The organism is Klebsiella sp. K5-45, from assembly GCF_030128605.1.
Lineage (GTDB): Bacteria > Pseudomonadota > Gammaproteobacteria > Enterobacterales > Enterobacteriaceae > Klebsiella > Klebsiella quasipneumoniae.
On sequence record NZ_JAKUZW010000005.1, the window covers coordinates 395,975 to 408,612 of the forward strand.

Here is a 12,638-nt window from a genome sequence, read left to right on the forward strand (position 1 = left end):
GCTCAACCACAACGCGCTACGGCATTTCCGGCGGCGTAATCCCGAAATGGTTCCAGGCGCGCACCGTCGCCATTCTTCCCCGCGGCGTACGCTGTAGAAAACCCTGCTGAATTAAGTAGGGCTCCAGCACATCTTCAATGGTTTCCCGCTCTTCGCCAATCGCGGCGGCGAGGTTATCCAGCCCCACCGGCCCGCCGAAGAACTTATCTATCACCGCCAGCAGCAGCTTGCGGTCCATATAGTCGAACCCTTCCGCATCGACGTTGAGCATATCCAGCGCCTGGGCGGCAATGTCGGCGGAGATGGTGCCGTCGTGGCGCACTTCCGCGAAGTCACGCACCCGGCGCAGCAGACGGTTGGCAATACGCGGCGTGCCGCGTGAACGGCGGGCCACTTCCAGCGCGCCCTCGTCGCTCATCTCCAGCCCCATATGGCGGGCGCTGCGGCTGACAATATGCTGCAGATCGGGGATCTGATAGAACTCCAGACGCTGCACGATGCCAAAGCGGTCGCGCAGCGGCGAGGTCAACGAACCGGCCCGGGTGGTGGCGCCAATCAGGGTAAACGGCGGCAGGTCGATTTTAATCGAGCGCGCCGCCGGCCCTTCGCCAATCATGATATCCAGCTGGTAGTCTTCCATTGCCGGATAGAGCACCTCTTCCACCACCGGCGAGAGGCGATGGATCTCATCGATAAACAGCACATCGTGCGGTTCGAGGTTGGTGAGCATCGCGGCGAGATCGCCCGCTTTCTCCAGCACCGGGCCGGAGGTGGTACGCAGATTCACCCCCATTTCATTGGCGACGATATTGGCCAGGGTGGTTTTCCCCAACCCTGGCGGGCCAAAAATCAGCAGGTGATCGAGGGCGTCGCCGCGCAGCTTCGCCGCCTGGATAAAGATCTCCATCTGCGAACGCACCTGCGGCTGGCCGACATATTCTGCCAGCAATTTTGGGCGGATGGCGCGGTCAGCGGCCTCTTCGAAGCCGCTGCTGTCTGCCGATACCAGCCGGTCTGCTTCAATCATCCCTTACCTCACAACGCGGCGCGCAGCGCTTCGCGGATTAGCGTTTCACTGTTGGCGTCCGGACGCGCGATCTTGCTGACCATCCGGCTGGCCTCCTGCGGTTTATAGCCCAGCGCGACCAGCGCGGCAACCGCTTCCTGCTCGGCATCGTCCGCCGTCGGGCCTGCCGGCGAGGTTAGCACCAGATCGGCCGCCGGGGTGAACAGATCGCCGTGAAGCCCTTTGAAGCGGTCTTTCATCTCGACGATCAGGCGTTCAGCGGTTTTTTTACCAATCCCCGGCAGCTTCACCAGCGAGGCGACCTCTTCCCGCTCAACGGCGTTGACGAACTGCTGCGCCGACATGCCGGAGAGGATCGCCAGCGCCAGCTTTGGCCCTACGCCGTTGGTTTTAATCAACTCTTTAAACAGGGTACGCTCCTGTTTATTGTTAAACCCATACAGCAGCTGGGCATCTTCACGCACCACAAAGTGGGTGAAGACAATCGCCTCCTGCCCGGCCTCCGGCAGCTCATAAAAGCAGGTCATTGGCATGTGCACTTCATAGCCGACGCCCGCCGTTTCCAGCAACACCAGCGGGGGTTGTTTTTCGAGAATGATGCCTCTGAGTCTGCCTATCACGTGGGGCTCCTGCGTTATGGTCTAAGTATCTGGCGGTATCATAAAAAAAGGCTGGATAGATATCCAGCCTGATTTACGATTATCGTAAGCGCCCTCGCGCCAGATTGAGCCGGGTCTCGCTGATCTGAGCGGCATTCTGGCTGACATGGCAATGGGTGATGGCGATCGCCAGCGCATCCGCCGCATCCGCCTGCGGATTGGCAGGCAGCTTGAGCAAAGTGCGCACCATGTGCTGGACCTGACTCTTTTCAGCGCTGCCGATGCCGACAACCGTCTGCTTAACCTGGCGGGCGGCGTATTCAAACACCGGTAGCGACTGATTGGTCGCCGCCACGATCGCCACCCCGCGCGCCTGCCCGAGCTTTAACGCCGAGTCGGCATTCTTCGCCATAAAGACCTGCTCAATGGCGAAAAAGTCGGGCTGGAACTGGGTGATGATCTCCGTCACCCCGGCGTAGATCAGCTTCAGGCGCGACGGCAGATCGTCCACTTTGGTGCGGATACAGCCGCTGCCAAGGTAGCTCAGCTGCCGGCCGACCTGACGGATTACGCCATAACCGGTAACGCGCGACCCCGGGTCAATGCCGAGAATAATAGCCATCACGCGCCTCCGGTGAACCGTGGATGCGGCTGCATCACAGGGTGGCTGCGACCTCGTCGGAGATCTCGCCGTTATGGTACACTTCCTGCACGTCGTCGCAGTCTTCGAGCATATCGATCAGACGCAGCAGCTTCGGCGCCGTCTCAGCATCCATATCCGCTTTGGTGGACGGGATCATCGAGACTTCAGCAGCGTCGGCTTTCAGGCCAGCGGCTTCCAGCGCGTCGCGCACGGCGCCCATCTCTTCCCATGCGGTGTAGACGTCGATCGCGCCGTCGTCATAGGTCACCACGTCTTCAGCGCCAGCTTCCAGCGCCGCTTCCATGATAGTGTCTTCATCGCCTTTCTCGAAGGAGATGACGCCTTTTTTGCTGAACAGGTAGGAGACAGAACCGTCGGTGCCGAGATTACCACCGGTTTTAGTGAAGGCGTGACGCACTTCCGCAACGGTACGGTTACGGTTGTCGGACAGACATTCCACCATCACCGCGGTGCCGCCAGGGCCATAGCCTTCGTAAATGATGGTTTCCATGTTCGCGTCTTCATCGCCGCCGACACCGCGCGCGATGGCGCGGTTCAGAGTGTCGCGGGTCATGTTGTTAGACAGCGCTTTATCCACCGCCGCACGCAGACGCGGGTTGGACGCCGGATCGCCGCCGCCCAGACGCGCTGCGGTAACCAGTTCGCGAATGATTTTCGTAAAGATTTTACCGCGCTTGGCATCCTGTGCCGCTTTGCGATGTTTGGTGTTGGCCCATTTACTATGACCTGCCATAAAAAACTCTCCAAAAAGCGCGCCCTTTCAGGCGGCGTTAATTACAAATTCTTCAATCGCCTGCCGGTTGCTCCACGACTTGGTCAGCGCAGCGGCTTCCGTCGCGCTGACCCAGCGGTAGGCCAGATGTTCGGTAAAGGTAATTTCCCGCTCATGAGGCAGCGCAAGACAGAACCAGAATTCCGTATTTCGCTCCACTCCCGGCGCATAGCGATGACGCAAATGAGAAAAGATCTCAAACTCCACCGTGCGCTGACAGTCGATTAAGGTCAGTTGCTCGCAGGCAACGTCAATGGCGACCTCTTCCTTTACTTCACGCGCGGCAGCCTGCAGCGCGGTCTCTCCTGCTTCCAGGCTGCCGGTGACCGACTGCCAGAACGCGGGATCGTCGCGCCGCTGCAACATCAGCACCCGTTTCGTATCTTCGGCGTAAATCACCACCAGCACCGAAACGGGCAGCTTAAATGACATATTACTTGTTCTCCAGAGACGCTTTTGCCTCTTTCTCCACAACCTGAATACCCAGTTCACCGAGCGCCGCCGGATTGGCGAAGCTTGGCGCTTCGGTCATCAGGCAGGCGGCTGCGGTGGTTTTCGGGAAAGCGATAACGTCGCGGATGTTATCGGTACCGGTCAGCAGCATGGTCAGACGGTCAAGACCGAACGCCAGGCCCGCATGCGGCGGGGTACCGTATTTCAGCGCATCGAGCAGGAAGCCGAATTTCTCACGCTGCTCTTGCTCGTTAATGCCCAGAATACCAAATACCGTCTGCTGCATGTCGCCGCGGTGGATACGCACCGAACCGCCGCCGACTTCATAACCGTTAATCACCATATCGTAGGCGTTGGCCACGGCCTCTTCCGGCGCGGCTTTCAGCTCGTCCGCCGTCATATCTTTAGGCGAGGTGAACGGATGGTGCATCGCCGTCAGGCCGCCTTCGCCGTCGTCTTCGAACATCGGGAAGTCGATCACCCACAGCGGCGCCCATTTGCTCTCGTCAGTCAGGCTCAGGTCTTTACCCAGCTTCAGACGCAGCGCGCCCAGCGCGTCGGCCACCACTTTCTTATTATCGGCGCCGAAGAAGATCATGTCTCCGTCCTGCGCGCCGGTGCGGTCAAGGATCGCTTCCACGATTTCAGCGGTGAGGAATTTGGCCACCGGGCTGTTGATCCCGTCCATGCCTTTGGCACGCTCGGTCACTTTAATATAGGCCAGCCCCTTCGCGCCGTAGATCTTCACAAAGTTGCCGTATTCGTCAATCAGCTTGCGGGTCAGAGAAGCCCCGCCCGGAACGCGCAGCGCCGCCACGCGCCCTTTCGGATCGTTGGCCGGGCCGGCAAAGACCGCGAACTCCACCGATTTCAGCAGGTCGGCGACGTCCACCAGCTCCATCGGGTTACGCAGATCCGGTTTATCGGAACCGTAGCGACGTTCGGCTTCGGCGAAGGTCATGATCGGGAAATCGCCCAGGTCGACGCCTTTAATCTCCAGCCACAGCTGACGCACCATCGCTTCCATGATCTCACGCACCTGCGGCGCGGTCATAAAGGAGGTTTCCACGTCGATCTGGGTAAATTCAGGCTGACGGTCGGCACGCAGGTCTTCATCGCGGAAGCATTTGACGATCTGATAGTAGCGGTCGAAGCCGGACATCATCAGCAGCTGTTTAAACAGCTGCGGCGACTGCGGCAGCGCGTAGAATTTGCCTTTATGCACGCGGGAAGGCACGAGGTAATCGCGGGCGCCTTCCGGGGTAGCTTTGGTCAGCATCGGGGTTTCGATGTCGAGGAAGCCATGGTCATCCATAAAGCGGCGCACAAAGCTGGTGATTTTCGCGCGGGTCTTCAGACGCTGCGCCATTTCCGGACGACGCAGGTCGAGGTAGCGGTATTTCAGACGCGCTTCTTCGGTGTTGACGTGATTGGAGTCCAGCGGCAGCGATTCTGAGCGGTTAATGATCGTCAGATCGGAAGCCAGCACTTCGATAGCGCCGGTGGCCATGTCCGCGTTGATGTTTTTCTCTTCACGCGCGCGAACGGTGCCAGTGACCTGAATGCAGAACTCATTACGCAGTTCAGAGGCTAACTTCAACGCATCCGCACGATCCGGATCGAAAAACACCTGAACGATGCCTTCGCGGTCGCGCATATCGATAAAAATGAGGCTACCGAGATCGCGACGGCGGTTGACCCAACCACACAGAGTCACCTGCTGCCCAACGTGGGACTGTCGAAGCTGTCCGCAATATTCTGTACGCATGAGATATCCCTTAACTTAGCCGTCGGCGGATTGTCGTCTGCCCTGCAGGCGACGAGGTCGCAGCTTTAGCTGATGTCACAACTGAATGAAAAAAGGCGGCTATTATACTGGAAATTCTGTCGTTCGATAAGTCCGACGCACGATGTACGCTGCTTTGCTGCGCGCTTAACGTCCACACTCACATAAATTAACAAAATTTGTTACCCTTTTGCTGAAGCCGCAAAGGTATTGTAGCCGCCTGACAACAGATGAAGATACGGGGATACCATGTTAGAACTCAATGCGAAAAACACGGCGCTGGTGGTGATCGATCTGCAGGAAGGCATTCTGCCTTTCGCCGGCGGCCCACATCGGGCTGACGAGGTGGTGGCGCGCGCCGCTCGCCTGGCAGACAAATGCCGGCAACAGGGTTCGCCGGTGATCATGGTCCGCGTCGGCTGGTCGGCCGATTTCGCCGAAGCGCTGAAACAGCCTGTCGACGCTCAGGCCGGGGCGCATACGCTGCCTGAGAACTGGTGGACCTATCCGGCCGCGCTGGGTAAACAAGAGCGCGATATCGAAGTGACCAAACGCCAGTGGGGCGCGTTCTATGGCACCGACCTTGAGCTTCAGCTGCGCCGCCGCGGTATCGACACCATTATTCTCTGCGGCATCTCCACCAACATCGGTGTCGAATCCACCGCCCGCAACGCCTGGGAGCTGGGCTTTAACCTGGTCATCGCCGAAGATGCCTGCAGCGCCGCCTCCGCCGAACAGCATCAGGGCAGCATGAAGCATATTTTCCCGCGCATCGGCCGCGTGCGCAGCACCGAGGAGATCCTCGCCGCGTTATGATTTATATTGGGCTTCCCCAGTGGTCGCACCCGAAATGGGTGCGCCTTGGCATCACCAGCCTTGAAGAGTACGCCCGCCACTTCAATTGCGTCGAGGGCAACACCACCTTGTATGCGCTGCCCAAGCCGGAGATTGTCGCCCGCTGGTACGAGCAGACCCACGATGACTTCCGCTTCTGCTTTAAATTCCCGGCGACTATCTCGCACCAGGCCGCCCTGCGCCATTGCGACGAGTTAAGTAGTGAATTCTTCACCCGCCTGGCGCCGCTGGCCTCGCGCATCGGCCAGTACTGGCTGCAGCTGCCGGCGACCTTTGGTCCTCGCGATCTCCCCGCGCTATGGCACTTTCTCGATGGGCTGCCGAAGGATTTCACCTACGGCGTCGAAGTTCGTCACCCCGAGTTCTTCGCCAAAGGGGAAGCGGAACAGCAGCTCAACCGCGGGCTGCACCAGCGCAACGTCAACCGCGTGATCCTCGACAGCCGCCCGGTCCACAGCGCCGCAGCCACCAGTCCGGCGATGATCGACGCGCAACAAAAGAAACCGAAGGTGCCGGTGCATGCAGTGATGACCGCCCGGCAGCCAATGGTGCGCTTTATTGGCGGCGACGATATGGTCCATAATCGGGAACTGTTTCGCGTCTGGCTGCAGACGCTGCCGAAATGGCATCAGTCGGGGACGCCGTGGCTGTTCCTCCATACCCCCGACATTGCTTACGCGCCGGCGCTGGTGGATACCCTGTGGGGCGATCTGCGCGCTGCCCTGCCGGCGCTAGGAAATGCGCCGTCGATTCCGCAGCAATCTTCTCTTTTCTGATATCCTGCTATCATATCCGGAGCCATCTGCCAGAGTTAAAGGGAGTTTTCGTATGGTCAGCGCGCTGTATGCCGTTTTAGGTGCGTTATTGTTAGTGAAGTTCTCATTTGACGTGGTGCGTTTGCGCACCCAATACCATGTAGGCTATGGCGACGGCGGCTTCAGCGAGCTGCAGGTCGCCATCCGCGTTCACGGCAATGCCGTCGAATATGTGCCGATTGGCCTCATTTTGCTGTTATTTATGGAGATGAACGGCGCCCAGACCTGGATGGTGCACGTTTGCGGCATTTTATTGATCCTCGGACGACTAATGCACTCCTGGGGTTTTCATCACCGTGTCTACCACTGGCGCCGCTCCGGCATGAGCGCCACCTGGTGCGCGTTGTTGCTGATGGTGCTGGCCAATCTCTGGTATATGCCCTGGGAGTTGGTTTTCTCCCTCCGTTAGCGCACAATACGCCGTTTTCGTTTTTTCGGGTTTAACGTTATGTCTCACCGCGATACGCTTTTTTCCGCGCCGATTGCCAGCCTCGGCGACTGGACCTTTGATGAACGGGTTGCTGAAGTCTTCCCCGATATGATCCAGCGTTCTGTGCCTGGCTACTCCAATATCATCTCGATGATCGGCATGCTGGCCGAGCGCTTCGTTCAGCCCCACACCCAGGTTTACGATCTTGGCTGTTCGCTGGGCGCCGCCACTCTTTCCGTGCGCCGCAATATTAGCCACCCGGGCTGCCGCATTATCGCCATCGATAACTCCCCGGCGATGGTGGAGCGCTGCCGTCGCCATATTGACGCCTATAAAGCACCGACGCCGGTCGAGGTGATTGAAGGGGATATCCGCGATGTGGCCATTGAAAACGCCTCGCTGGTGATCCTGAACTTTACCATTCAGTTCCTTGAGCCGGGCGATCGCCAGGCGATCCTCAATAAAGTCTATCAGGGGCTGAATCCCGGCGGCGCGCTGGTGCTCTCGGAGAAATTTAGCTTCGAAGACGCCCACGTCGGCGAGCTGCTGTTCAATATGCATCATGACTTTAAGCGCGCGAACGGCTACAGCGAGCTGGAGATCAGTCAAAAACGCAGCATGCTGGAAAATGTAATGCTGACCGACTCTGTGGAAACCCATAAAAAACGCCTGCGTCAGGCTGGGTTCGAACATGCCGAACTGTGGTTCCAGTGCTTTAACTTTGGCTCGCTGGTGGCAGTAAAATCCGGGGAGCAGGCATGATCGACTTCAGTAACTTCTATCAGCTGATCGCCAAAAGCCCGCTGTCTCACTGGCTGGAGACGCTGCCTGCCCAGGTAGCCGCCTGGCAGCGCGAGGCCCTGCACGGCAAGTTTCGCGAATGGGAGCGCGCCGTTGAGTTTCTTCCGGAATTAACGCCCTGGCGTCTGGACCTCCTGCACAGCGTCACCGCCGAAAGCGAAACGCCGCTCAGCGAAGGCCATCGGCTGCGGATAGAAAATCTGCTGAAAAACCTGATGCCATGGCGCAAAGGGCCTTATTCGCTGTACGGCATCAACATCGATACCGAATGGCGCTCCGACTGGAAATGGGAGCGCGTCCTGCCGCACCTGTCCGATCTCACCGGACGGACCATCCTCGACGTGGGCTGTGGCAGCGGCTATCACATGTGGCGAATGATCGGCGCCGGCGCGCATCTGGCGGTCGGCATCGATCCCACCCAGCTGTTCCTGTGTCAGTTTGAAGCGGTACGTAAGCTCCTCGGCAACGACCAGCGGGCGCATCTCCTGCCGCTGGGCATCGAGCAGTTGCCGGCGCTGGAGGCCTTCGACACCGTGTTCTCGATGGGCGTGCTCTACCACCGCCGCTCGCCGCTGGATCATCTATGGCAGCTGAAAGATCAGCTGGCGCCGGGAGGCGAGCTGGTGCTGGAGACGCTGGTGGTCGAAGGGGATGAAAATACGGTGCTGGTTCCGGGCGACCGTTATGCGCAGATGCGCAACGTCTATTTTATCCCCTCGGCGGCGGCCCTGAAAATGTGGCTGGAGAAGTGCGGATTTATCGATGTGCGCATCGTCGACGCCTGCGTCACCTCGACGGAGGAGCAGCGGCGCACAGAATGGATGACCAGCGAATCGCTGGCCGATTTCCTCGACCCGCAGGATCAGCGCAAAACCGTGGAAGGCTATCCGGCGCCATTACGGGCTGTCATCATTGCCACTAAACCGGAAACCCAGCAATCGCTGGCAAAAAAAGCGAGATAAAAAAAGGCCCCTGTTTAATGGGCAGGGGCCTGGTACGGGCAATCATCATATTGGGCGACATGATGTGCAGCAAAAACCGTTTAACTTCTGTTAGCGGAAATTATCTTTTTCATCTCCGCCACCGCTGCGCCATTCACGGCGTAGCGTCTGTATTCGTCCGCATCGGGATCGGCTGACATCGAAACGCCTGGATGACGAAAGCGCATTTCCGATGGCAACCACTGGCCTGCAGAGCTATGAACCTCTTTCACCCCCGCCTGCAGAAACAGCGGCAGGTTCGCGGCGCGCACTCCCGCACCGGCCATAATGATTGGAGTATCCCCTGCGGCAATAAGTTCCGTAATTAATGAAATACCTTTCTCCGCCGAGGATTGCTGACCGGAAGTCAGGATACGTTTAACCCCCAGCTCACCCAGCGTCTCCCAGGCCTGACGCGGGTCGGCGCACAGATCGAACGCGCGATGAAAGGTCACCGCCAGCGGCCCGGCCGCAGCCATTATTTTTTTCATCCGCGGGATATCGACCTGACCATCGACATTCAGTACGCCGGTCACCAGCCCGGGAAAGCCGAGCTCCCGCACCATGCGGATGTCGCTAAGCATCGCGGCGAACTCCTCTTCGGTATAGCAGAAGTCGCCGCCACGCGGGCGGATAATCGGATGCACCGGGAGAATAATCGCCTCGCGGACCGAGACCAGCACCCCGTAAGAGGGGGTTAATCCCCCTTCCTGCGGCGCGGCGCAGAGTTCAATACGATCGGCGCCGCAGCGCTCAGCTTCCCTGGCGCACGCCATGCTGTAACAACAAACTTCCAGTACCGCCATTCCTCACTCCCTGATCCAGACAACTTTCTTAGCATGTCATGATTTCACGCGGCAGACGCCGCGCAGCTTCACACTGTTACGTATCGGCTTGCTCGCTGGCGACGATTTGTTCAATAGACCACGGATGAAATTTGACCGTCACGCTGCCGTCGGTGACCGCCAGGGTGGGATTAGGCAGGCGCTCGTGTTCCCCTTTCGGCGAGCTGGTTTTGACGACGATCCCCGGCTGGCTGAGTCCGTCATCGGCCAGCAGCGCCAGAGCGCGGGCATTTAAGGTAGCCGGATCGCCGGGCAGGACAATTTCGATATGCTCCCAGCCTTCATGGGGATAGCGCTTTTCACCCGGCCACGGCAGCTCAACGATATGGAAGCGCCAGTGCGCCACGCAGACCGGCTCAGCCAGTTTAAACAGGCAGATAGGCCGGCCGTTGATTATATTCTCCGACAGCAGAGTGCCGCACTGCGCCAGACCGCTGCGCCAGCGCTCCGCGGTAGCGTTCTGATGACAGCGCAGGGAGATATGGTCGGCGTCGAGTCCGCCGATCTCCAGTCCCAGTCGCGCAGCGAAGCGCTGCAGCGCATCGGAAAATCGCGGGAGATCCGCCGTAATATCGGCCAGTTGTTCAATCTGCTGCCAGTTCGCCATGGGTTTGCTCGTCAATTAGGTTCGTCAATAATAAAAAGGCTAATCTACCGTGTTTCCGGCCGCGGACCAACCGCCACCCTGCCGATGCGTGACTGACCGGCGATGGATTGCCCACGCCGCCGGGCCGCGCGCGATGCTGACGGACGGGGACAAATGCAGTATACTCCCGCCCTAATTTGTCCACATTCCGGCGCCGCCTCCCTCGGGGGCTGGCGCATTACACGTAAGGTATTCCGGTGAATATTCAGGCTCTTCTCTCAGAAAAAGTCAGCCAGGCCCTGATCGCGGCAGGCGCGCCTGCCGATTGCGAACCTCAGGTCCGCCAGTCAGCAAAAGTTCAGTTCGGTGACTATCAGGCCAACGGCGTGATGGCTGTCGCCAAAAAACTGGGCATGGCGCCGCGACAACTTGCAGAGCAGGTACTGTCTCATCTTGACCTCAACGGCATTGCCAGCAAGGTTGAAATCGCCGGGCCGGGCTTTATCAATATTTTCCTTGACCCCGCGTTCCTGGCGGACAACATCAACCGCGCGCTGCAGTCCGAACGCCTGGGCGTCGCCACGCCGCAGGTACAGACCATCGTCGTCGACTACTCGGCGCCGAACGTGGCGAAAGAGATGCACGTCGGCCATCTGCGTTCGACCATCATTGGCGATGCCTCGGTCCGTACCCTGGAGTTTCTTGGCCATAAGGTGATCCGCGCCAACCACGTCGGCGACTGGGGCACCCAGTTCGGCATGCTGATCGCGTATCTTGAAAAACAGCAGCAGGAAAACGCCGGTGAGATGGCCCTGGCCGACCTCGAAGGTTTCTATCGCGAAGCGAAAAAACACTACGACGAAGACGAAGCCTTCGCCGAGCGCGCACGCAGCTACGTGGTTAAGCTGCAGGGCGGCGATGAGTACTTCCTGCAGATGTGGCGTAAGCTGGTCGACATCACCATGTCGCAGAACCAGATCACCTACGATCGCCTGAATGTGACGCTGACCCGCGATGACGTGATGGGCGAAAGCCTGTACAACCCGATGCTGCCGGGGATCGTCGCCGATCTGAAAGCCAAAGGGCTGGCCGTTGAGAGCGAAGGCGCCACCGTGGTGTTCCTTGATGAGTATAAAAACAAGGAAGGCGAACCGATGGGCGTCATCATCCAGAAAAAGGATGGCGGCTACCTCTATACCACCACCGATATCGCCTGTGCGAAGTATCGCTATGAAACGCTGCACGCCGACCGCGTGCTCTACTACATCGACTCCCGTCAGCACCAGCACCTGATGCAGGCGTGGACCATCGTGCGTAAGGCAGGCTATGTGCCGGACTCCGTGCCGCTGGAGCACCATATGTTCGGCATGATGCTGGGTAAAGATGGCAAGCCGTTTAAAACCCGCGCCGGCGGCACCGTGAAGCTGGCGGATCTGCTGGACGAAGCGCTGGAGCGCGCGCGTCGCCTGGTGGCCGAGAAGAACCCGGAAATGTCCGCTGATGAGCTGGAAAATCTGGCGAAAGTGGTGGGTATCGGCGCGGTGAAATATGCCGACCTGTCGAAAAACCGCACCACCGACTACGTTTTCGACTGGGATAATATGCTGGCGTTCGAAGGCAACACCGCGCCGTATATGCAGTATGCCTATACCCGCGTGCTCTCCGTGTTCCGTAAAGCCGGCATTGATGAAAACGCCCTCACCGACGCACCGGTGGTGATTGCGGAAGATCGCGAAGCCCAGCTGGCCGCGCGCCTGCTGCAGTTTGAAGAGACCCTCTCCGTGGTCGCTCGCGAAGGGACGCCGCACGTGATGTGCGCCTACCTCTACGATCTGGCGGGCCTGTTCTCCGGTTTCTACGAGCACTGCCCGATCCTCAGCGCGGAGAGCGAAGCGACCCGCAACAGCCGCCTGAAGCTGGCGCTGCTGACGGCGAAAACCCTCAAGCTGGGTCTTGATACCCTCGGTATCGAAACCGTCGAGCGTATGTAAAACCAACCCGGCGAAAGCCGGGTTAGTTTTTTCA

The 12,638-nt window shown here is 59.0% G+C and carries 14 protein-coding genes; 6 read left to right on the forward strand and 8 right to left on the reverse strand.

Features of this window, described 5'->3' with window-relative positions:
* Positions 1-16: 16 nt before the first annotated feature.
* The 6 genes from ruvB to aspS all read right to left on the reverse strand — a co-directional run bounded on the left by ruvB (position 17) and on the right by aspS (position 5,283).
* A complete protein-coding gene (ruvB, locus tag MKS11_RS13570) occupies positions 17-1,027 on the reverse strand; it encodes a Holliday junction branch migration DNA helicase RuvB (protein ID WP_004148860.1) in 1,011 nt (336 codons plus the stop codon).
* Between the two features lie 8 nt (positions 1,028-1,035).
* A complete protein-coding gene (gene ruvA / locus MKS11_RS13575) occupies positions 1,036-1,647 on the reverse strand; it encodes a Holliday junction branch migration protein RuvA (protein WP_002911454.1) in 612 nt (203 codons plus the stop codon).
* 79 nt (positions 1,648-1,726) lie between these two features.
* Positions 1,727-2,248, reverse strand: a complete 522-nt coding sequence (gene ruvC, locus MKS11_RS13580; protein ID WP_004203412.1) for a crossover junction endodeoxyribonuclease RuvC — start codon at positions 2,246-2,248, stop codon at positions 1,727-1,729.
* A gap of 34 nt (positions 2,249-2,282) precedes the next feature.
* Entirely contained in the window at positions 2,283-3,023 is a 741-nt protein-coding gene (locus tag MKS11_RS13585) for a YebC/PmpR family DNA-binding transcriptional regulator (RefSeq protein WP_002911459.1), read from the reverse strand.
* 27 nt (positions 3,024-3,050) lie between these two features.
* Positions 3,051-3,494 carry a dihydroneopterin triphosphate diphosphatase gene (nudB, locus tag MKS11_RS13590; protein ID WP_002911477.1) on the reverse strand — a complete coding sequence of 148 codons (444 nt, stop codon included), beginning with the start codon at positions 3,492-3,494 and terminating at the stop codon, positions 3,051-3,053.
* Position 3,495: 1 nt separating this feature from the next.
* Positions 3,496-5,283, reverse strand: a complete 1,788-nt coding sequence (gene aspS, locus MKS11_RS13595; RefSeq protein WP_004203416.1) for an aspartate--tRNA ligase — start codon at positions 5,281-5,283, stop codon at positions 3,496-3,498.
* A gap of 267 nt (positions 5,284-5,550) precedes the next feature.
* Here aspS and MKS11_RS13600 point away from each other — a divergent pair, with 267 nt between their 5' ends.
* From MKS11_RS13600 to cmoB, 5 genes are read left to right on the forward strand one after another with little or no spacing between them, the layout of a single operon-like run.
* Positions 5,551-6,117, forward strand: a complete 567-nt coding sequence (locus MKS11_RS13600) for a hydrolase (protein WP_064183807.1) — start codon at positions 5,551-5,553, stop codon at positions 6,115-6,117.
* Positions 6,114-6,932, forward strand: a complete 819-nt coding sequence (locus tag MKS11_RS13605; RefSeq protein WP_004203419.1) for a DUF72 domain-containing protein — start codon at positions 6,114-6,116, stop codon at positions 6,930-6,932. The genes MKS11_RS13600 and MKS11_RS13605 overlap by 4 nt, the downstream gene beginning before the upstream one ends.
* Before the next feature lie 52 nt (positions 6,933-6,984).
* Positions 6,985-7,380, forward strand: a complete 396-nt coding sequence (locus MKS11_RS13610; protein ID WP_004203421.1) for an MAPEG family protein — start codon at positions 6,985-6,987, stop codon at positions 7,378-7,380.
* 39 nt (positions 7,381-7,419) lie between these two features.
* Positions 7,420-8,163 (forward strand): carboxy-S-adenosyl-L-methionine synthase CmoA, encoded by a 744-nt coding sequence (gene cmoA / locus MKS11_RS13615; RefSeq protein ID WP_004203422.1) that lies wholly within the window; start codon positions 7,420-7,422, stop codon positions 8,161-8,163.
* Entirely contained in the window at positions 8,160-9,164 is a 1,005-nt protein-coding gene (gene cmoB / locus MKS11_RS13620) for a tRNA 5-methoxyuridine(34)/uridine 5-oxyacetic acid(34) synthase CmoB (RefSeq protein WP_053810186.1), read from the forward strand. The genes cmoA and cmoB overlap by 4 nt, the downstream gene beginning before the upstream one ends.
* A gap of 80 nt (positions 9,165-9,244) precedes the next feature.
* On the opposite strand, the gene cutC is transcribed toward cmoB, so the two are convergent.
* The gene (cutC, locus tag MKS11_RS13625) at positions 9,245-9,988 is read right to left on the reverse strand and encodes a copper homeostasis protein CutC (protein ID WP_053810185.1); all 744 of its coding nucleotides are present in this window, start codon (positions 9,986-9,988) and stop codon (positions 9,245-9,247) included.
* Positions 9,989-10,064: 76 nt separating this feature from the next.
* Positions 10,065-10,634 (reverse strand): VOC family protein, encoded by a 570-nt coding sequence (locus MKS11_RS13630; protein ID WP_048295107.1) that lies wholly within the window; start codon positions 10,632-10,634, stop codon positions 10,065-10,067.
* 236 nt (positions 10,635-10,870) lie between these two features.
* On the opposite strand from MKS11_RS13630, the gene argS reads away from it, so the two are divergent.
* Positions 10,871-12,604 (forward strand): arginine--tRNA ligase, encoded by a 1,734-nt coding sequence (gene argS / locus MKS11_RS13635; RefSeq protein WP_053810184.1) that lies wholly within the window; start codon positions 10,871-10,873, stop codon positions 12,602-12,604.
* Positions 12,605-12,638: the final 34 nt, after the last annotated feature.